15 protein-coding genes are annotated in these 20,937 nt (G+C 72.8%); 7 read left to right on the top strand and 8 right to left on the bottom strand.

All coding sequences use genetic code 11. The features are described from left to right. Nucleotides 1-66: 66 nt before the first annotated feature. The 3 genes from K1J57_RS30995 to K1J57_RS30985 form a co-directional block, all read right to left on the bottom strand. Nucleotides 67-3,249: an NACHT domain-containing NTPase gene (locus K1J57_RS30995; protein ID WP_220562215.1), complete on the bottom strand. Its 3,183-nt coding sequence runs from the start codon at nt 3,247-3,249 to the stop codon at nt 67-69. Between the two features lie 110 nt (nt 3,250-3,359). Further along, nucleotides 3,360-4,034, bottom strand: a complete 675-nt coding sequence (locus K1J57_RS30990; RefSeq protein ID WP_220562214.1) for a uracil-DNA glycosylase — start codon at nt 4,032-4,034, stop codon at nt 3,360-3,362. 100 nt (nt 4,035-4,134) lie between these two features. After that, nucleotides 4,135-5,802 (bottom strand): serine/threonine-protein kinase, encoded by a 1,668-nt coding sequence (locus K1J57_RS30985; RefSeq protein WP_220562213.1) that lies wholly within the window; start codon nt 5,800-5,802, stop codon nt 4,135-4,137. Between the two features lie 175 nt (nt 5,803-5,977). Here K1J57_RS30985 and K1J57_RS34090 point away from each other — a divergent pair, with 175 nt between their 5' ends. Further along, entirely contained in the window at nt 5,978-8,875 is a 2,898-nt protein-coding gene (locus K1J57_RS34090) for a protein kinase (protein WP_220562212.1), read from the top strand. 64 nt (nt 8,876-8,939) lie between these two features. Here K1J57_RS34090 and K1J57_RS30975 read toward each other — a convergent pair whose 3' ends face one another. Beyond that, on the bottom strand, nt 8,940-10,745 hold the full coding sequence (locus tag K1J57_RS30975; RefSeq protein WP_220562211.1) for a glycoside hydrolase family 15 protein: 1,806 nt from the start codon (nt 10,743-10,745) through the stop codon (nt 8,940-8,942). 440 nt (nt 10,746-11,185) lie between these two features. Further along, a complete protein-coding gene (locus K1J57_RS30970) occupies nt 11,186-11,821 on the bottom strand; it encodes a YitT family protein (protein WP_220565913.1) in 636 nt (211 codons plus the stop codon). 299 nt (nt 11,822-12,120) lie between these two features. Between K1J57_RS30970 and K1J57_RS30965 the strand changes: the two genes are divergently transcribed. After that, a complete protein-coding gene (locus tag K1J57_RS30965; protein WP_220562210.1) occupies nt 12,121-13,608 on the top strand; it encodes a PLP-dependent aminotransferase family protein in 1,488 nt (495 codons plus the stop codon). A 67-nt stretch (nt 13,609-13,675) separates the two neighbouring features. Here K1J57_RS30965 and K1J57_RS30960 read toward each other — a convergent pair whose 3' ends face one another. Continuing rightward, the gene (locus tag K1J57_RS30960; RefSeq protein ID WP_220562209.1) at nt 13,676-14,497 is read right to left on the bottom strand and encodes an alpha/beta hydrolase; all 822 of its coding nucleotides are present in this window, start codon (nt 14,495-14,497) and stop codon (nt 13,676-13,678) included. 376 nt (nt 14,498-14,873) lie between these two features. Here K1J57_RS30960 and moaA point away from each other — a divergent pair, with 376 nt between their 5' ends. Together moaA and K1J57_RS30950 are read left to right on the top strand one after the other, a co-directional pair. Then, complete coding sequence (gene moaA, locus K1J57_RS30955; protein WP_220565912.1) at nt 14,874-15,881, top strand: GTP 3',8-cyclase MoaA; 1,008 nt, start codon at nt 14,874-14,876, stop codon at nt 15,879-15,881. 126 nt (nt 15,882-16,007) lie between these two features. Continuing rightward, a complete protein-coding gene (locus K1J57_RS30950; RefSeq protein WP_220562208.1) occupies nt 16,008-17,195 on the top strand; it encodes an RtcB family protein in 1,188 nt (395 codons plus the stop codon). 171 nt (nt 17,196-17,366) lie between these two features. Here K1J57_RS30950 and K1J57_RS30945 read toward each other — a convergent pair whose 3' ends face one another. Further along, nucleotides 17,367-18,344: a YafY family protein gene (locus tag K1J57_RS30945; RefSeq protein ID WP_220562207.1), complete on the bottom strand. Its 978-nt coding sequence runs from the start codon at nt 18,342-18,344 to the stop codon at nt 17,367-17,369. Nucleotides 18,345-18,405: 61 nt separating this feature from the next. On the opposite strand from K1J57_RS30945, the gene K1J57_RS30940 reads away from it, so the two are divergent. Then, nucleotides 18,406-18,759 (top strand): nuclear transport factor 2 family protein, encoded by a 354-nt coding sequence (locus K1J57_RS30940; protein ID WP_220562206.1) that lies wholly within the window; start codon nt 18,406-18,408, stop codon nt 18,757-18,759. A gap of 191 nt (nt 18,760-18,950) precedes the next feature. Next, nucleotides 18,951-19,499 (top strand): molybdenum cofactor guanylyltransferase, encoded by a 549-nt coding sequence (locus K1J57_RS30935; RefSeq protein ID WP_220562205.1) that lies wholly within the window; start codon nt 18,951-18,953, stop codon nt 19,497-19,499. Between the two features lie 42 nt (nt 19,500-19,541). Here K1J57_RS30935 and K1J57_RS30930 read toward each other — a convergent pair whose 3' ends face one another. Beyond that, nucleotides 19,542-19,970, bottom strand: a complete 429-nt coding sequence (locus K1J57_RS30930) for a MarR family winged helix-turn-helix transcriptional regulator (protein ID WP_220562204.1) — start codon at nt 19,968-19,970, stop codon at nt 19,542-19,544. Between the two features lie 80 nt (nt 19,971-20,050). Between K1J57_RS30930 and K1J57_RS30925 the strand changes: the two genes are divergently transcribed. Beyond that, entirely contained in the window at nt 20,051-20,866 is an 816-nt protein-coding gene (locus K1J57_RS30925; protein ID WP_220562203.1) for an SDR family oxidoreductase, read from the top strand. Nucleotides 20,867-20,937 lie beyond the last annotated feature (71 nt).

Below are 20,937 nucleotides of genomic sequence, written 5' to 3'. Positions count from 1 at the left end.
CTTCCGTCGTCGGAGGTGGTTCGGGGGATGGGAGGCGCGGGTCGGCCGGGGGCGGTGCCCCGCTGTCTATTGCGGGTCCGGACGGCTTCGTGCGAGATCCAGGATTCGGTTCACCACTCTTTCCGGAGGGAAACCTTTCGGAAAGGATTGCAGGACCGACCGTACCGTCTGCGAAGGGAGAAGAGTTCTCGTTTCCACGGAGCGTACTTCGTCCAGATATCTCAGGACCGCGCTTCTCAAATGGCCCAGGTCGCCTTCTGGCAGGTGGTGCCGCATGTCTTCTGCGGCCTGCTGGAGCACCAACACCTCCAGTCTTCCGAGCCGTGGACCGGAGAGCAGTCTTCGATAGGTGGCGGTTCGGGATGCGGAGAAGAGCCTGGGGAGTTCCAAGCGCAATCGTAGTACTTCGTGCATCTTCAGCCAGGCGACCTGGCCTTTGCCGTCGATGATCCCGTGCCAGGAGTCGAAGTCTTCCGAAACCCCTTGGATGTACGGGAGGATCCTGAGGAGGACGTCTGCGCCGGCGTCGTTGACGCACAAGGAGGTCGAACGGAGTGTCTGCGAAGCCGACGTTGAAAATTTTATTGTGGTCTGGTACGGGTCGCCGATGTCCAGTGAAAAATCACCGAAAGGAGGCGTGTTCTCGTAGCCTTCCATGATGAAGCCGATGCACTCTCCCATGTTCACCGGTTCGCCCGATTCGCGGACGATGATGGACCTCCTCTGTTCTGTTCCATCGTCGGCCTTCACATGCTTGACGCGTATCGTGTTCAGGAGGGAAAGCCATTCCGAGCTGTGAAGGGAGCTCCACAGGTTGGATGCCTTTTTCCACTCTTCTAGTGGATGGCCCGACTCGGGGAAGATCTCTTCTATGTCCACGGGGTTCTCGTGGGACAAGATCAGTAGGATGACCAGGTTCGCCGTGTAATTGGCCTGCCGGATGGTGCTGGGAAGGCGGGTCGGGGTGTAGTCGCTGTAGGAGCGCTCGTTTGTCGGGAAGGCCGCCTCCTGGAAGAGCTCTATGAGCAGGCCGGAGTACTCCGAGGTCTTTTCCGGGTTTTCCGAGAATCGATCCCGTAGTTCCTCGGAAACGAAGTCCACTATCTTTTCCCGGCCGGACAGGCAGGCGAAGGAAAGGAGGGCGTACAGTTCGCCGTCGTCGGCCGCTTGGGTTGATCTGCGCCTGTGCAGGGCCAGCTTTCGAGTGTCATTCAGGTAGTCCAGTGCCGCGACCACGGCCCGGGCCACCAGGTGCTCACCGAAGGTGGCGTGCAGGAACTCGAAAGTACTCGCCGTGCCGTTCTTGCTCTGTGCCCTCGCCTCATGTACGAAGAAAAACCGACTGAGCACTTGGTGGGCCGGGGCGATGCGGCCGTGCAGATCGGGATCGGCTGCGTATTCGAAGCCGCCGGGCATCAGGACCGCCAGGTCGCGGTTCAGTTCTTCGGCGGTCACATGCTGCCGCCGCCGGGTGAACATCGCTACCGCGGTGATCTCCAAGCAGCGCAACTCCCCCTCGACCGCTCGATCGAAACTGTTCTTCTCGAGTGAGGACCGGTGCTTCTTCACTTCGCGTTCGGTGAACTTGGTGAGCAGTCGCTCGTACAGTTCCCGGTGGGTGAGGTTTCGAACAGCGCTGCGCAGTGCGCCGTCCTCGGCGTCATAGATGAGCAGCATCGCCAAGAGCAGCGGCTGCTCGGCCAGATCGCGGTAGCGCAGGACCACCTCGGTGGTCAGATCTCGCAGAGCGCCGTCAGGTCGATCGTTCTCCCTCTTCCATACCTGGAGAAAACGGTCGATCTGAGCATCATTGAAGGGCTCCAGCTTGACAACGGTGGTCCCGATGGGAAAGCGGGCGCGGTCGGCGACGACGGTTCGGCTGGTGACGATGACGGCCACGGGAAGTCCCATCGCTTCTTGCAGCCGCTGGAATTCCTGGACCTGCTCGAGGTAGTCGGAGCGGTCGACGCCGGTGGCCTGAAGGAGTTCGTCGAAGCCGTCCAGGATGATCACCGGCAGCGCCCCGTCGGTGGAGTCCGCCAGATCCCGCCACGACACCCGGGTGTGCAGGTAAGCGGCCAGGCCTTCTTCGATCTGGAGGGGGATCGGGGCGTTGGGCGGGACGGAGCGCAGCTCTACCCGAATCGGCAGGAAATCAGATGGCGGCAGCTGCGCCGCGAGCATTTCTGTGAACTTCGACTTGCCGGATCCCGGATGCCCGAGAATCACAGTCGGGGTCTCTGTGCTCTGCGGATGTACGAGATGGGCTGAAACGAATCCCGCAATGTCATCCGTGACGCTGATTTCCGACCACCACTTCTCGGAGAAGAGAACCGCATTCCCTTCTTCCACGGCGATGCGGCCGCGAGGCGAGATGTACGTCTTTTCGAGCGAAGGCAGGACCAGGCCCTTGACGGGGCCGTCGTCCGTGGGCAGGACCGGCCGGTGCAGGACGTTTCGATAGAGGGCGGAAAGCTCGGCCCGCCGCCGGTCCACCGGTCGGTTCGAGGCGATCGATTCCAGCAGGCGGCTCACTTCGGCGAGCCCGGTGTCCAGTCTGCCTCGGATACGGCCGTCCCGCTGCTCGTGCATCCACATCGCGAACTCGGGGACCTCACCCGACAGGCTTCGTAGATGTTCGTCGTGACGAAGGGCCGCGGTCTCGGCCAACCTGTCGCCCAGTGCTCGCAGAGACGGATGGCGAACGTCGGCGATACCGTGCGCCTCGGCTACGGCCAGGCCTGTGACGAGCTTGAGAAAGGAGAGCTCCAGGTCCTCGAACCGGTCTGTGTGCTCCCACTCCGTCAGCTCGGAGAAGCCGGGGCCGTGACCGATTCCGTGCCATGCCGCGGCAGGGCTCGGTACGGGGGGCGGCCGGTCGGAGAGGAGTCGCCCGACCAGGGCGGTCTGCTCTTCGGCGGTGATCTCCAGGTCCCTGAAGGGGAAGGGCATCCCGGCCTGCTCCCAGGCCTCCTCCACCGCCTCGAAGAAGGAGACCACGACCAGGATCCGCTCCGCCGCCAGGATCTTCTCCGTCCGGGACATCCTGCTCTCGCCCCTGAGCTTGTCCCGCATCCCCTCCAGCGCCTTGCGGCCCTTCCCGACCACCATGCCCCTGATACCGAACAGGTCCGGCACCCCCAGCGCCCCCAGCCCCCCGTCGGCCAGTTTCTCGGCCGCGGCCAGGACCTCGGAGTCGTTCTTTCCCAGGAGCTTCAGGGCGTCCGCGTAGGACAGCTGCTTGGCCACGTGGGGACCTTCCGTCGTCGGGGGGCGGGACACGGGTCGGACCCGGCACCGGGGGTCGGTGCCGAGTCCGCAGGTCGACAGGGGTATGGGGGATGTGCGTACGGGACGGGCTAGGTCAGGCTCCAGTCCACCGGCTCCGCGCCCTGCTCCTTGAGCATCTCGTTCGTCCGGCTGAACGGCTTGGACCCGAAGAACCCGTTGCGCGCCGACATCGGGCTCGGGTGCGCCGACTCCACGCACGGGACCCCGGGCATCAGCGGCCGCAGGTCGCGCGCCTGGCGGCCCCACAGGATCGCCACCAGCGGCCCGCCGCGCTCGGCCAGCGCCCGGATGGCCTGGTCGGTGATGGCCTCCCAGCCCTTGCCCTTGTGGGAGGCGGGCGAACCGGGCTGCACGGTCAGGACCCGGTTGAGCAGCAGCACGCCCTGCTTCGTCCACGGGGTGAGGTCGCCGGTGTTCGGGATCGGCAGGCCCAGGTCGTCCTGCATCTCCTTGTAGATGTTCTTCAGGCTCGCGGGCGGCCGGACACCGGGGGCGACGGAGAAGCTCAGCCCCACCGGGTTGCCGGGCGTGGGGTAGGGGTCCTGGCCCACGATGAGCACGCGGACGTCCTTGAACGGCTGCTGGAAAGCGCGCAGGACGTGTTCGCCGGCGGGCAGGTAGGTGCGCCCCTCGGCGACCTCCTGTCGGAGGAAGTCACCCATCGCGGTGATCTGCGGCGCGACCGGCTCCAGGGCCTTCGCCCACCCGGCTTCCATGATTTCGTTGAGGTCCTTGGTGGCCATGGCCAGAACACTAGCGCCCGGCGGCGACATCCACGTCCCTTCCGGTCGATCGGCCCCCGAACGGACATCCCCGGGCCGCCCGCGGCCGCCGCCCGCCCCCTCAGGCCTTGGGACGGTCCCGTTTGGCCAGGCCGTGCCAGCGGCGCAGGTGGGCCGCCACGCGCACGGTCTCCGGGGACTCCTCGCCGAACACCCGCACGTGCCGCGCCACCAGCTTCCGGTACCGGCGGGCCGCCTCCGCCGGGTCGCCAGCGTGCCCCAGGTAGGCCGCCTGGTAGTGGTGGGCCCGCAGCGTCGTGGGGTGGTCGGCGCCCAGCACCCGCTCCAGTTCCGGGATCAGCCCGTCGAGCACCTCCACCGCCCGCCCCGGCTCGCCCGCCTCACCGGTCTCGAACGCCAGGTACAGCCGGGTGGTGAGCACCCGCTCGGAGTCCGGCCCGTACACGGCCGCCAGGTCCGGCAGCAGCTCGGCGTGCACCCGCGCCGCCCTGGCGTGGTCGCCCGCCCGGCCCGCGTTGGTCGCCAGGTAGTAGCGCACCGTCAGCGTCTCCGGGTGCCGGGGGCCGTGCACCCGCAGGATGTCCGGCAGCAGCGCCTCCATCGACTCCGCCGCCCGCGCGTGCGCGCCGCCTTTGCCCGTCAGGTACGCCTCCCGGCGCCGGGCCCGCAGCGTCTCGGGGTCGTCGGGGCCGAACGCCGCGCGCAGCCGGGGCAGCAGCGGGCGCAGCTGCGCGGCCGCCTCCGCGAACCGGCCCTCGCCCGCGGCCTCCTGGGCCCGCTCCACCAGGAGCCGCAGCTCGGTCCGGTCCCCGCCGCGGGCGGCGGGCGGCGGGGGCGCGGCCTCCGTGTAGGGCAGGGTCCTGGGCACCGGCAGCGACCCCCCGGTGTCGGGGCCGACCGTCGGGCGCGAGGGGCGGGGCACCGCGAAGGGCGCCAGGCGCTCGCGCACCTCCTCGGCGGAGGCGGGGCGCTCCTCGGCGCGCTTGGCGAGCAGGGCGTCCACCAGCTCCGCCAGCGGCCCGGGCAGCCCGGGCCGCAGGGACGCCACCGGCCGCGGCGTCTTCCGCAGGTGGCCGCGGAGCACCGTCAGCGGGTCGTCGCCGGGGAACGGGGGCTCGCCGGTGAGCATCTGGTACAGGATCGCGCCCAGCGAGTACAGGTCGCCCGCCTGGCCCACCCGCTCGCCCCGCACCTGCTCGGGGGCCATGTACAGGGGGGTGCCGAGCACCCGGCCGGTCTGGGTGAGGCGGCGGCTCTGCTCCGACGCGGTGAGCCCCGCGATGCCGAAGTCCAGGACCTTCAGGGTGCCGCCGTACAGCCCGGTCCGCTCACCGATCACCATCAGGTTGCCGGGCTTGACGTCGCGGTGCACGATCCCGGCCGCGTGTGCCGCGCCCAGCCCGGAGGCGGCCTGGGACATCAGGTCGGCGGCGCGTTCGACCGGCAGGGGGGAGGACTCGCGCAGCACGTCCGCCAGCGGCCGCCCGGCGACCAGCTCCATGACCGTGTACACCGAGCCGTCGGACTCCCGGCCGAAGTCGTGCAGGATGACGATGTTCGGGTGGCCGGCCAGGCGCGCGGTCACCCGCGCCTCGCGGCGGAACCGGGCGGCGGCCTCGTCGGAGCCGCCCCGCTCGGCGCGCACCAGCTTGACCGCGACCGGGCGGTCCAGGAGCTCGTCGACCCCCCGCCACACCTCGCCCATGCCGCCCCGGCCCAGGAGGGAGAGCAGACGGTAGCGGCCGCCCAGCACCCGTTCGTCGGCCATTCCCGTTCCTCACCGTCCCGAGCCCGTCCGCCGCTCCTGCGACCGTTCACGGCCAATGGGCCGTACAGGGCGTAAGAGTACAGTTGTCCGCGTTAATGTGGTCCCCTGTGCCCGCAGGCCGAACCCCCGCCGAGGGCGATGCCGCAGCCCCCACGTGGAATCGAGTACCACAGCCGTGAGCCTGAGTCTCTACGTCGGTCCGGACTCCCATCCGGACAAGTACCGCCTGGTGCGCTCCGTGGGGCGCGGCGGCGAGGCGACCCTCTACCTGGCGGAGGTCACCCTGGCGGGGCAGACGGAGCCGGTCGTGGTCAAGGCGCTGAACGCCGACATCACCGCGGACTCCGCGGAGTTCGCCGAGCTGAGCGCCCGCTGGGCCGAGCAGGCGGAGCTGCTGCGCTTCATCAACCGGCTCGGCGTCGTGGGAGTCCGCGAGCACTTCGAGGGCGCGCCGGAGCACCCCGCGGGCGGTACGGGGGAGCAGGCGGACCGCTGCCTGTACCTGGTGATGAACCACATCGACGGGCTGGACCTGCGCGACTGGCGCGCCGAGCACGCCCAGGAGGGCGTGCGCGGGCAGCGGGAGGTGCTGCGCTACCTGGAGCAGGTCGCCCAGGTGCTGGACATGCTCCACGCGGGGCGGGCCACGCCGTCCCGGCGGCCGGTGGTGCACGGCGACCTGTCGCCGGGCAACATCATGATCGACACCGACGGCCAGGCGACGCTGGTGGACTTCGGACTGAGCCGGATCGCGGCCCGGCACATGACGGCCCGGCCGTGGTTCACGCCGGGGTACGCGGCGCCGGAGATCTTCAGCGGGGAGTACAGCCCGGCCACCGATCGCTACGCGTTCGGCGCGGTCGCGTTCTACGCCCTGACGGGCGAGGACCCGCCGACGGCGCCGGAGCAGCTGCGCGAGCGCTTCGCGGCGCTGCCGCTGCTCGCCGACGCCGAGGAGCCCACCCGCGCCCTGGTGGCGTCGATGTTCTCGGCCGAGCCGGCCGACCGGCCCGAGGCCTCCGCCTGGGTGGGCGCGCTGCGCACCCTGGCCACCTCCGTGCCCTGGACGGGACCCGGAAGCGACCCGGCGGGCGACCCCGGCACCTCCGCGGTCTTCGCCGCGTCCCTGTTCAGCGCCGCCGCGGAGGACACCGACTCCACCGCCAGGCTCGACCCCTCGGTCCTCCCGCAGGCCCCGGCCGCCCCGGCCGAGGAGGAGCGCGGCACGGACGAGACGGTCGTCCTCCCACCGCCTTCCGGCGTCCCGCAGGCTCCGGTCGACCCCTCCGGTCCCAGTGCCCCACCGGTCCCGGGTGGCTCTGCCGGTGTTCCAGCGTCGTTCGCTTCTGGTGCCCCGCAGGGCTCGGCCGCCTCTGGCGGCGCCCAGGGCCCTGGAGCCTCATCGGCCCCGGGCGCTTCTGTCTCTGGTGCCCCACAGGCCCCGGCCGACCACGGTGCCCCGCCTGTTCCGGGCGGTGCTCCCGCCTCCGGTGGCGCCCAGGGCTCCGGCGCCCCGCAGGCCCCAAGCGCCCCGCCTGCCCCAGGGGGTACTTCTGCTCCCGGCGCCGCTCAGGCCTCCGGTGTCCCGCAGGTCCCGGGCGGCTCCGCAGACGCTTCGCCGCGGTCTGCCTCCGGCGCCGCTCAGGCCGCTAGTGCCTCACAGGGCTCGACCGCCTCTGGCGGCTCCCAGGGCCATCGGGCCTCTTCGGCCCCGGGCGCTCAGGGCTCCGGCGCCCCGCAGGCCCCGGGCGCCCCTGCCGGCGCTGTGTCCCCGTCCGCTTCCAGCGGCGCCTCGGGGCCCGGCGCCCCGCAGGCCCCAAGCGCCCCGCCTGCCCCAGGGGGTACTTCTGCTTCCGGCGGCGCTCCGGGTCCCGGGGCCCCGCAGGGCGCGGGCGGCGCTCCAGGCTCCGGTGGGCGGGGGGCGGACGTGACCGCGGTGCTGTCGCCGACCCCGGCGTTCGGGACGCCCGCGGTGGGCGCACCGACCCCCGTGGCCGGGACGCCCGCGGCGTCCGCGGACACGGAGTCGACCGTCGTCCTGCCCGGCACCGGGCCGGGTGTCGAGGACATGCCGCACCGGCCGGTCGGCGGGATGCGCGGACGCCCCGTCCAGCAGCGCCCCGCCGCCGGCCCCCCGCAGCCGAGCTCCCCGCCCACCGCCTCCGCCCCCGCCGGGCCGCCGCCCGGCCGGCCCGGCCGTCCCACCCCTCCCGGGGGCACGGCGCGCCCGCCGATGCCGCCGCCCGGGCCGGGCCGCGTCCCCTCGGGCCCGATGCCCTCCGGCCCCGCCTACGGCGGTCCGCCGCCCCCGCACTCCCAGCCCTCCTGGGGCCCGCCGCCTCCCCCCGCGGCCACCGGCGCCTTCCCCGCCTACGGCCACCGGCCCGCCCCCGAGCACCCCGAGCCCCGCAAGAGGTCGCGCAAGCCCGCCCTCATCGGCCTGGCCGTCTTCGCCGTGGTCTGCATGATCGGTGGCTCCGCCGTCACCTACGTGGTGATGGACCGCGGCCTGCCCTTCCTGGCGGACGGCTCCCAGCAGGTCGCCGCCGACGCCCCCAGCGACCCGGCCGCCCCCTCCGAACCCGAGGAGGAGGCCCCGCCGCTGGCCGCGCAGCCCACCGGCGCGCCCAAGGAGGACGCCTCCCCGCCCGGCACCGGCCCGACCGGGGACACCACCCTGCTCACCCAGATGGAGATCGTCGACCAGGACGGCCGCTGGGAGCCCGGGTCGGGCCGTGCCGAGATCGACGGGCAGGCCTACAGCCGGGCCCTCGTCCCCGGCGACCGCTGCTCCGACTACAACCCCTGCACCGGCTGGGCCGAGTACAACCTGGGCCGCGGCTGGACGACCTTCACCGCCCGGCTCGGCGTCACCGACACCTCCAGTTCCTCGGCGACCACCACCTTCATCGTCCACGTGGACGGAAACCCCGAGGTCACCGAGACGCTCAGGCTGGGCGAGACGCTGGACATCGAGGTCGACGTGCGCGACGCCCTGCGCCTGCGCATCGAGGTGGAGAGCGACGCCGGGGGCGTCTACCCCGTCTGGGCCGACCCCGCCCTCACCGCCTGACCCGGCCCCGAACACACCGGTGCCCCGCGGCCGTTCCCGGACGGCCGCGGGGCACCCGCCGTTCTCACTCGGCGCGCCAGCCGCCCTGCCGGTCGGCCAGGTTCAGCGCCGTCGTCACCAGCGGCACATGGCTGAACGCCTGCGGGAAGTTCCCCACCTGCCGCCCGATCCTGGGGTCCCACTCCTCGGCGAGCAGCCCCACGTCGTTGCGCAGCGCCAGCAGCCGCTCGAACAGGTCCCGCGCCTCGTCCTGGCGCCCGATCGACAGCAGCGCGTTCGCCATCCAGAAGCTGCACGCCAGGAACGCGCCCTCGTCCCCCGGCAGCTGGTCGGCCGAGTTCTCCAGGTCCGTCCGGTACCGCAGCACGAACCCGTCCACCATCAGGTCCTTGCGCACCGCCTCGATCGTCCCGATCACCCGCGGGTCGTCATAGGGCAGGAACCCCACCTCGGGGATCAGCAGCAGCGCCGCGTCCAGCTCCTTGCTGCCGTAGTACTGCGTGAACGTGTTGCGCTGCGGGTCGTACCCGTACTCGCACACCTCCGCGTGGATGGTGTCCCGCAGGGCCTTCCACCGCTCGATCGGCCCCTCCTTGCCGAACTCCTCGATGCTGCGCACCGCCCGGTCGGCCGCCACCCACGCCATCACCTTGGAGTGCACGAAGTGCTGGCGCGGCCCGCGCACCTCCCACAGCCCCTCGTCGGGTTCGTCCCAGCACCACTCCAGGTAGTTGACCAGGGACCGCTGCAACCCCCACAGGTAGTCGCCGCCCCGGATGCCGGTGCGCCGCGCCAGGTGCAGCACGTCCATGACCTCGCCGTACACGTCCAGCTGGTACTGGCCGACGGCGGCGTTGCCGATGCGCACCGGCCGCGACCCCTCGTACCCGGGGAGCCAGTCGGCCTCCCACTCGGTGAGCCGACGCTCGCCCCGGATCCCGTACATGATCTGCATCAGCTGGGGCTCTCCGGCGACCGCCCGGACCAGCCATTCGCGCCAGGCCAGCGCCTCGTCCGTGTACCCCGAACGGATGAGCGCCTCCAGGGTGATGGTGGCGTCGCGCAGCCAGCAGTACCGGTAGTCCCAGTTGCGGACGCCGCCGATCTCCTCGGGCAGGGAGGTGGTGGGGGCGGCGACGATCCCGCCGGTGGGCCGGTAGGTGAGCGCCTTGAGCACGATGAGGGAGCGGATGACGGCCTCGCGGTAGGGGCCGTCGTAGGTGCACTGGCTCACCCACTTCTCCCAGAACCGCTCGGTCCGCGACAGCGCCTTCTCGGCGTCGAGGTGGTCGGACTCCTCCACCTGGGAGGGGTGCCAGGTGAGGACGAAGGGGACGCGCTGGCCGGCGCTGACGGTGAAGGTCGTGTCGTGGGTGAAGTTGTGGCCCTGGAGGTTGACGGGGGTGCTGAGCCAGACGGCGTCGGGTCCGGCGATCGCGACCAGTTCGCTGCCGGTCCGGTGCATCCACGGGACCACGTGCCCGTAGTCGAACCGCAGGCGCAGCTCGGTGCACATGGTGACCCGGCCGCTGATGCCCTCCACGATGCGCACGATGTGCGGCGCGCCGCCGCGGGGCGGCATGAAGTCGATGACCCGGACCGTCCCGGTCTCGGTGTCCCACTCCGATTCCAGGATGAGCGTGTCGCCCCGGTAGCGCCGCCGGGTGGCCCGGGGCTCGCCGTCGGCGGGGCGCAGGGTCCAGTTGCCGTTCTGCTCGTCGCCCAACAGGGCGGCGAAGCAGGCGGAGGAGTCGAAGTCGGGCAGACACGCCCAGTCGATGGAACCGTCGCGCCCGACCAGCGCGGCGGTCTGCATGTCGCCGATCATTGCGTAGTCTTCAATCCAGCCGGGCACGCGGCTCACCCCCAACACGTTCGTCCTGAGTCTTGCGGTCGGCGCGGGCACTCTCGCCTCCGGACGGGGGTGGTGCGGTGCTCTGGGTCGGCCCGCTGCGCGCACGCCCGTGTGCACGCCCCGTCGGGGTGCTTCTCCCGGCCCGTTCCGATGGGGCGGTGCCCACCGCGGGCAGGGGCGCCGTTCGGGTCACGGCCCCTCCCCTCGCGACCACGCGCCGCTTGCCCCTGTACCCGGGTATGTGCCCAGGTGGGGGGCGACACAAAGGTCGGCTCGGGAGAGCCGCTCCGAAACGGTCCTTTCCGTTCACCGCGGTTCCCCATCTTCCCCCCTCTCCGGAGGGCGCGCCACCCGCAATTGCACGTGCATCGGAGAGTGCAGGGCGGTATGTGGTCAATTGGGGGAGTTTGCCGGACCAGAAGTTATGTCGTGGTGATCAACTAATGGCGAAGGGGTCACTGATTCGCCGATCGGATCGGTGTTTCCGGGAGGTTCTCGGACATCCGGAACAGGGGGAGGAAGATCTGGGTGAGGGGGCCGATCGCCACCGCGAACACCAGTGTCCCCACGCCCACCGTGCCGCCCAGCAGGAACCCGGTGATCACCACCGCCACCTCGATCACGGTGCGGGCCAGGCGCACCGACAGCCCCCGGGCGGCCAGGCCGGTCATGAGCCCGTCGCGCGGGCCAGGGCCCAGCTCCGCGCCGATGTAGTAGCCGGTGGCCAGTGCGCACGCCAGGATCCCCAGCAGTAGCCCGGCGACGCGGATCCACAGCACGCCGGTCTCGGGCAGCAGCCACAGGAACAGGTCCGCGGTCGCGCCGATCATGACCACGTTGCTCAGGGTGCCCAGCCCGGGCTTCTGTCGCAGCGGGATCCACAGCAGCATCAGCAGCGCGCCGACGATGATCGTCCAGGTGCCGATGGACAGCCCGGTGCGCAGGGCCAGCCCCTGGTCCAGCACCGCCCAGGGCATGGCCCCCAGGTCGGACTCGATCAGAAGGGCGACGCTGAGCCCGTACAGGGTCAGGCCGACGTACAGCCGCACCAGGCGGCGCAGCCGCGGCCGGGGCAGGACCGGGGTGATCATCACCCGGCTCAGCAGCGAGGGGCGGGGCGCCGCCGCGCCGCGGGCCTCCGGTCCGTCGGGGCGGAACTCGTCGGGGCGGGGTTCGCTCCGTTCGTCCACGGACCCGTCCTTTCAAGGAAAAGGGGGGATCATCGGATCGGGCGGTGCGGACCCCTCCCGGCTCCACCGCCATCCCCCGTGCCACGGTGGTGCCACTTCGGTATCCTGGCCCATATGGCACCGTACTCAAAGTGCCAATTCCAGAAAGTGGCCCCACGAGGGCGCGGACGCAGCGGGAACGGGTACGAGGAGGCGGCGCCATGGCGTCACGACAGGGCGGCGCGGTCCGGACCGCGGAGCGCTCCACGTCCGGCGGCGGCACCCGCCGGATCAACGGCCGCCTGCTGGCCCGCCTCATCGGCGAGGCGCCGGTGGAGCGCCCCTACTACCTCTCCATCGGCCGGGCCGTCAGCGGCCTGGTGCTGGACGGCCGGGTGCCCACCAACACCCGCCTGCCCGCCGAACGCGACCTCGCCACCGCCCTGGGCGTCAGCCGCAACACCGTAACCGCCGCCTACTCCTGGCTGCGCGACAACCGGTTCCTGGACAGCCGGCAGGGCGCGGGCAGCTGGACCGTGCTGCCCGACTCCGGCACGGGGGACCCCTCCCCGTCCCCGTTCCTGTCCGGGGCCGCCGAGCACATCGACCTGGGCGTGGCCGGGCCCCCGGCGGTGGAGGGCCTGCGCGACGCCGCGTTCCGGGCCGCCGAGCAGCTGGCCGCGCACGTGGGCGGCCTCGGCTACTACCCCCACGGACTGCCCGAGCTGCGCCACGCCATCGCCCGCCGCTACGTCGAACGCGGCCTGCCCACCACCCCCGAGCAGATCTTCGTCACCAACGGCGCCCAGCAGGGGGTGGCCCTGCTCCTGGACCTGCTGGTCCAGCCGGGCGACGAGGTCCTGGTGGAGTCGCCCACCTACCCGCACGCCCTGGACGCGGTCCGCCGCAGCGGGGCCCGGGTGCGCACGGTGGGGGTGACGCCGCAGGGCTGGGACATGGAGTACCTGGTGGACGCGTTCCGCCAGTGGCGGCCCTCGCTGGCCTACCTCATCCCCGACTTCCACAACCCCACCGGCGCCCTCATGGACGACGACGAGCGGCGGGTGCTGGTGCGCGAGGCGCGCCGGGCCGGGGCCCACCTGGTGGTCGACGAGTCGGTGGCCGAGCTGGCCATCGACTCCGGCGACCTGCCGGCGCCCGTGGCCGCCCACGACACCGACGGCCGCGTCATCACGGTCGGGTCCGTGGGCAAGCTGCTGTGGGGCGGGCTGAGGGTGGGCTGGATACGCACCACCCCGCCGATGGTGGCGCGGCTGATGGCGGTGCGCCAGCGCTTCGACCTGGCGGGTGCGGTGCTGGACCAGCTCACCACCACCCACCTGCTCGCCGACGTGATGCGCATCCGCGCCGAGCGCAGCCGCTGGCTGCGCCGCAACCGCGACGCCCTGCTGGCGGCGCTGCGCGACCGGCTGCCCGACTGGCGGCCCAACGTGCCCGGCGGCGGCCTGGTGCTGTGGGCGGCGCTGCCCCAGCCGGTGGCGAGCGCGCTGTCGGCGGCGGCGGTCCGGCACGGGGTCCACCCGGCGGCGGGGCCGGTGTTCGGGTCGGACGGAACCCTGGAACGCTACCTGCGGCTGTCCTACACGCGGCCGCCGGACGTGCTCGCCGACGCCGTGGACCGGCTGGCCGCCGCCTACGCCGAGACCCTGGCCCACCCGGTCCAGCCCCACGGCCGGCTGTACGTCTGACGGCCGCGCGCCCCGCGGCCCGGCCGTACGTCCGGGCCGGAGGGCGCGCCCCGCCCGGCCGGGCCCCTCAGCCGGTGAACCGGCGGGCGAACCGCACGACCTCGCCGATCACCTCGTCGCGGTTGGTCTCGTTGAACACCTCGTGTCGGGCCCCGGGGAAGATCCGGGCGGTGAAGTCCGAGCCGAGGACCGCCTCGATGCCGGTGAGGGTGCCGGAGAGCGGCACCAGGCGGTCGTCGGAGCCGTGCACCCACAGCAGGGGCATGTCCCCCAGCGAGCCCGCCGCCAGCCCCCGGTCGATCTCGGTGAGCATCGCGTCCACCGTGGCCCGCTTGAACGGCCCGTGCCAGACCAGTTCGTCGGCCACGTAGGCCTCGCCGACGGCGGGGTCGCGGGAGAGGGTGGCGGGGTCGATGGGGACGTCGGGGATCTCCTCGGCGGCGGACAGCGCCTCCAGTACCTCCCAGCGGCCCAGGACGGGGCCGGACAGCACCAGCGCGGTCGGCTCCTCCGGGTGGGTCTGGGCGTAGCGGGAGGCGATGAGGCCGCCCATGGAGTGGCCGATGAGGACCAGGGGCAGCGACCGGTAGGCGGTCCGGGCCTGGGTGACGACCCGATGGACGTCCTGGACCACCTCCGCGTAGTCCTCGATGAGGACCCGCTCGCCGGAGGAGCCGCCGTGTCCCCGGTGGTCGGCCCCGTAGACCACCGCCCCGGCGGCCACCAGGTCGGCGGCGACCTGCTCGTACCGCCCCAGGTGCTCGCCGTACCCGTGGACCAGGACGGCCAGCCAGGAGGGCTCGCCCTCCGCGGGCGCCCAGGCCCGGGCCGCCAGCCTCCCCGAACCGTTCGGCCCGCCCGCCAGTCCCCATTCCCGTGTGGTGATCACCGTGTCCTGCCTCCTCATCGGCCTGCGCGTCTGCGACGATCGCGGTGATGGTCGCCTGTGGCGTTGGACACCCTAGAACATCGCCCGCGCGCGTCCGCGCGACCCGGTCGGGTCCGCCGCGGCGGCGGGCTCCGTCCGGGGCCCGGCCGGAGCCCCGGCGGAGCGCCCCGGCCGCGACGGGCCCGGGTCCGGAGGATGCTCCGGAAACGGCGGTGTCCTCTCGTGCGCGCCGACGAAATATCTCAAAGCGTGTGATCGGGGCTACTCGCCCCGAAAGGCGATCTTCTACGCTGGACAGATGGGTATCCCTTCGGATGACCCCCGAGTGGTGCCGGTGGCGTTCTGCTCGACGACTTCGACTGAGAGGGTGACGCCCGTGCTGGCCGACTCCTATGGGCGAGTGGCGACGGACCTGCGGGTCTCGCTCACCGACCGGTGCAACCTCCGCTGCACCTACTGCATGCCCCCCGAAGGCCTGGAGTGGCTGCCCAAACCCGAACTCCTCACCGACGACGAACTCCTCCGCCTCATCGACATCGGCGTCACCCGCCTGGGCATCACCGAGGTCCGCTTCACCGGCGGGGAACCCCTGCTCCGCCGCGGCCTGCCCGCCATCGTCGCCGGGACCGCCGCCCTGCGCCCCCGCCCCCACACCGCCCTCACCACCAACGGCATCGGCCTGGCCCGGATGGCCCCCGCCCTGGCCGAGGCGGGCCTGGACCGCGTCAACGTCTCCCTGGACACCCTGCGCCCGGACGTCTTCGAGACCCTCGCCCGCCGCCGCCGGTTCGACGACGTCGTCGAGGGCATGGCCGCGGCCGCCGAGGCAGGGCTCACCCCGGTCAAGGTGAACGCGGTGCTCATGCGCGGCGTCAACGACGGCGAGGCCGCCGACCTGCTGCGCTACTGCATCGAGCACGGCTACGAGCTGCGCTTCATCGAGCAGATGCCGCTGGACGCCCAGCACGGCTGGCGGCGCGACGACATGGTCACCGCCGACGAGATCCTCGCCCGGCTGGAGACCGCGTTCGACCTCGCCGAGGCCGACCCGGGAACGCGCGGCAGCGCCCCGGCCGAGCTGTTCCGGGTCCTCGGGCACACCTTCCCCGACGGCCGCGAGGCCACCGTCGGGGTGATCGGCTCGGTCACCCGCCCCTTCTGCGGGACCTGCGACCGGGTGCGGCTCACCGCCGACGGCCAGATCCGCAACTGCCTGTTCGCCCGGGAGGAGTCCGACCTGCGCACCCCGCTGCGCGAGGGGGCCACCGACGCCGAGATCGCCGAGCGCTGGACGGCGGCGGTCGCCCGCAAGTTCCCCGGGCACGGCATCGACGACCCGGGGTTCCTCCAGCCCGCCCGGCCCATGTCCGCGATCGGCGGCTGACCGGCCGGGCCCGGACACCGCGGGAAAACCGGTGGACGGGCGGCCCCTTTTGCGGCTCAATGTTCCGGGGCGCGACCGCGCCCGAACCGTGAGAACAGGCCGTTCGCGAAAGGGAGGTGGCCTGTCATGACCTACACCGAGATCCCCGGCACCCGGATCCCCATCCGCATGTGGGCCCGCCCGGAGGAGGTCGAGGGCGCCGCCCTGGAACAGCTGCGCAACGTCAGCGGCATGCCCTGGGTGCACGGCCTGGCCGTGATGCCCGACGTGCACTACGGCAAGGGCGCCACCGTCGGATCCGTCATCGCCATGCGCGACGCCGTCAGCCCGGCCGCCGTCGGCGTGGACATCGGCTGCGGCATGACCGCGGTGCGCACCGACCTGACCGCCTCCCGCCTGCCCGACGACCTCGGGAAGCTCCGGTCGGCCCTGGAGGCCGCGATCCCCGTCGGGTTCCACTTCCACGACGAGGCCGTCGACCCGGCCGCCGTCCCGGGGCTGCGCAGCAAGGGCTGGGACGCGTTCTGGCGGGGGTTCGACGGCCTCGCCGATGCCGTCCACCCGCGCCGCGAGCGGGCGCTGCGCCAGATGGGGACCCTCGGCGGCGGCAACCACTTCCTGGAAGTGTGCCTGGACGACGAGGACACCGTGTGGCTGGTGCTGCACTCGGGTTCGCGCAACATCGGCAAGGAGCTGGCCGAGCACCACATCGGGCAGGCCCGCACCCTGCCGCACAACCAGGACCTGCCCGACCGGGACCTGGCGGTCTTCCTCACCGGGACCCCGGAGATGGACGCCTACCGCCGTGACCTGTTCTGGGCCCAGGACTACGCCCGCCGCAACCGCGACGTCATGATGGGGCTGGCCTGCAAGGTCCTGGCCGAGCAGGTGCCGGGCACCGGGTTCGGGCAGTGGATCTCCTGCCACCACAACTACGTCGCGGAGGAGACCTACGACGGGGTGGACGTGCTGGTCACCCGCAAGGGCGCGATCCGCGCCGGGTCGGGGGAGTACGGGATCATCCCGGGCAGCATGGCGACGGGGACGTACATCGTCCGGGGGCTGGGGAACGAGGACTCGTTCAACTCCGCCTCGCACGGGGCCGGGCGCCGGATGAGCCGGACCAAGGCGCGCAAGACGTTCACCGCCGCCGACCTGGCCGCCCAGACCGAGGGCGTGGAGTGCCGCAAGGACGCGGGGGTCGTGGACGAGATCCCGGCCGCGTACAAGGACCTGGAGTCGGTGATCGCCGCCCAGACCGACCTGGTGCGCGTGGTCGCGCACCTGCGCCAGGTGGTCTGCGTCAAGGGCTGACCGGCCGCGGGCCGTCCGCACCCGTCCCCGGGGCGGGCGCAAACGGCCCGCGGTGCCCCGGCGGGCTCCCCGCGGTGGTCGCCGCCCCGGCGGGCCGGCCCGGTGCCCCGACAGGGACCCGCGCCCGGTATGGGGCCCGGCAGCGGTACACGGCGGGTCCGGTGCCGTCCCTCAGGACGGGCTCCCGTAGCGCTCGGCCATCGCGGCGGCGCGGTCGCGCAGGGCGGTGCGCAGCCACTCGGGGGACAGGACCTCCGCGTCCGCCGCCAGCTGCCACAGCGCCCACTCGGCGTGTCGGCGGTCCTGGAAGTCCACCTCCAGCGTCGGCCGGCCGTCCCCGTCCTCCTCCCGCGCCTCGCGGACCTCCAGCGCGGTGTCCGCCAGCTCCTCCCGCCGCTGCGGGGCCACCCGGGCGAGCACGGACACCCGGTCGCCGCCGGTACGGAACCGCGCACCGCGCTCCCGCCAGACCCGGTCCAGGTCCACCCGGTCCGGCCGCCGCGCCGGTTCGTCCAGCGCCTCGGCGGCCAGGACCCGGGACAGCCGGTAGGTGCGGTCCTCCCCGGACCTCGTGGCCAGCAGGTAGCCCTGGTCGCGCACGGTGACCAGGCCGACCGGGTCGACCGTGCGCCACCGGGCGTCCCGGCCCGCGGCCGCGTAATGGATGCGCAGCCGGTACCCGGCGAACACCGCGCGCCGGATCTGGGCCACCACGGTGTCGGGCACCTCCTCGGCGGCGAGCCGGCGCTCCAGCAGGTCGGTCTCCGGGTCGACGAGCAGCCGCCGGGCCGCCCCGGCCGCCGTGGCCCGGTCGCCCTCCGGCAGCGCGTCGACCACCTTGCGCATGGCCGAGGCCAGCGCCGAGCCCAGGCCGAACGCCTGCGCCCCGCGCCGCGACCCGGCGACCAGCAGGGCGAGCGCCTCGTCGTGGTTCAGGCCGGTGAGCTCGGTCCGGAAGCCGGGCAGCAGCGAGAAGCCGCCGTGCCGGCCGCGTTCGGCGTAGACCGGGACGCCGGCCGCGGACAGGGCCTCGATGTCACGCAGCACGGTGCGGGTGGAGACCTCCAGCTCGCGGGCGAGCTCGGGCGCCGTCAGGCGCTCGTGCCGACGCAGCAGCAGTACCAGTGACACCAGCCGATCCGCGCGCATCCGAGAACTCTACAGAAATACCTGACAGAGGATGTCGTGTTTTCCCGGAAGGCTGGTCGGTATGACGAACAAGAGAGCGGCCACCGAGCCGAACGACCTGGGCAGGTACTTCATCGAGCGCGGCAACGCGGGCGACGTCGACGGATTGGTGGCGTTGTACGAGCCGGACGCCGTGCTGGCGTTCCCGCCGGGCAGCGTGGCCACCGGCCACGAGCAGATCCGCGCGGTGTTCGAGCAGTTCGCCGCCGCGGCTCCGGTGCTCGAACCGGGGAAGCAGCAGCCCGCGCTGGTGGGCGGCGACCTGGCGCTGACGGTGGCCACACAGGCCAACGGCGATGTGAGCGTCGAGATCGCCCGGCGCCAGCCGGACGGGACGTGGCTGTGGGTCGTGGACCAGCCCGCCCTCCGGTTCTAGCGGGAGAGGACGCGGCGGGCCCGCCGTCCGGTTCCGTACCGGACGGCGGGCCCGCTCCGCGAGGCCGGTGGACCGGGGGCGGGATCCCGGTCCGGTCGTGCCCGTGTGATGGTGCGTTCCAAAGCCCCGCCCGAAGGAGAGGGCCGACGACAGGGGAGGCGGAGAGGGCCGCGGCGGGGCATGCTGGGGGGATGAGCACTCTGGACGCGGTGATCCTCGCCGGCGGGGCGGGCACCCGCATGGGCGGCGTCGACAAGCCCGGCCTGGCCGTCGGCGGGCGCACCCTCTTGGAGCGCGTCGCGGCGGCGGTCCGCGACCATGAGCCCGAGGGGCGGACCATCGTCGTGGGCCCCGAACGGGACTCGCCGCGGGCGCTGTACGTCCGTGAGGACCCGCCCGGGTCGGGCCCGGTCCCGGCCCTGCGCGCGGGGCTGCCGCACGTGCGGGCGGACCGGTTCGCGCTGCTCGCCGCCGACCTGCCCCACCTGGCCGGGCGGCACCTGGCCCTGCTCGAACCGAACGCCGTGTTCGTCGACGCGGACGGGCGCGAGCAGTGGCTCACCGGCGTGTGGCGCACCGGCGACGTCCGCGCCGCCCTGGCCGCCTACGGGGGCCGTTCCCTGTACGGCCTGCTCGGCCCGCTGGGCCCCCGGCTCGTCCCGGCGCCGGACCCGGACGCCGTCGCCGACTGCGACACCCCCGAGGATCTGGAGCGCGCCGCCCGCCGCCTGGACGGCTGACCGGGAGGACCGGCCCGCGGCCCCGCAACGGGGGCGCGGGGGTCAGCCTGCGCCGGCCGCCCGGTTCAGCAGGGCCACGAGCCGCCGCAGCCCGTCGGCGTCCAACGCCGCCAGCGGGGTCTTCTCCAGGACGGCGCCGACCAGCTCGGCGCGTGCGCTGCGGCCCGCCTCGGTCAGGACCAGGACGCGGGAGCGCCGGTCCGCGGGGTCCACGGCGCGCTCCACCAGGTTCCGTTCGATGAGCTGGTTGGTGATGAAGGTCAGGTTCGGGGCGTTGCAGTGCAGGCGCTCGGCCATCGTCTTCATCGACGGCGGGGGCTCGTCCGGATCGATGGCCCACAGGGCCTGGAACGTCGCCGGTGTCAGCCGCCTCTCGGCCAGGGCCGGGCCGATCAGGTCGTTGGTCCGCGTCCAGATGTCGTGGATCGCGGCGACGGCCTCGAGGAGTCCGGTCCGTTCTGGCGTGTCCATGCCGCCATCCTATCGGTATTTCGAGGCTCGAAGGATCGTGCTACGTTCATACTTCAAGTCTCGAAGTAATGGAGGGTCTCATGGGAGACGACTTCCGCGGTGTCACGGCACTCGTCACGGGTGCGTCCAAGGGGCTGGGCCGGGCGTACGCGCTGGAACTGGCGCGCCGGGGAGCACGGGTGGTCCTGCTCGCCCGCAACGAGGCGCCCCTGCGCGAGGTCGCCGCGCAGATCCGTGAACGGCACGGCGGCCCCGACCCCGAGGTCATCACCGCCGACCTCTCCGCGCCGGACGGCCCCGGCCGGGTGACGGCCGAACTGCGCGACCGCGGCCTGTCGGTCGGACTGCTCGTCAACAACGCCGGTGCGGGCAGCGCCGGACCGTTCCTCGAACGCCCGTTGGAGCCGCAGCTGCGGTCCGTCGGGCTCAACGTCGGCGGGCTGCTCGCGCTGACCCACGCGATCGGCACCGAGATGGCGGCCCGGGGCTCCGGCGGCATCATCAACGTGTCGTCCACGGCCGCCTTCCAACCGCTGCCCTACCAGGCCGGCTACGCCGCGACCAAGGCGTTCGTGCTCTCGTTCACCGAGGCGCTGGCGGAGGAGCTGCGCGGCAGCGGCGTCCACGTCATGGCGGCGCACCCCGGGGCGATCGCGACCGGCTTCTTCGACGGCACCACGGCCGAGATCAACGCGACCGCCGCCGACGCTCCGGAGACCGTCGCGGCCCGCAGCCTCGACGACTACGCCCGCCGCCGCGCGGTGTCCTACCCGGGGTGGTTCCTGAACCGGATGATGACCTGGCCCGCACGCGTGCTGCCGCGCACCGCCGTCGCGCGGTTGGCGGGCGCGTTCAACCGGTGGCAGCGCTTCCACGAGACTACCGACCTCGCCTGACCGGGGGCCGGGGGCGGGGCGCTGTCAGCGTCGCCCCGCCGCCGACGGCGCCCCGCACACGGGCGACTTGC

The organism is Nocardiopsis sp. MT53 (assembly GCF_019598965.1).
GTDB lineage: Bacteria > Actinomycetota > Actinomycetes > Streptosporangiales > Streptosporangiaceae > Nocardiopsis > Nocardiopsis changdeensis.
The sequence above is the reverse complement of the archived record's forward strand: the minus strand, read 5'-3'. Positions and strand labels throughout refer to the sequence as shown.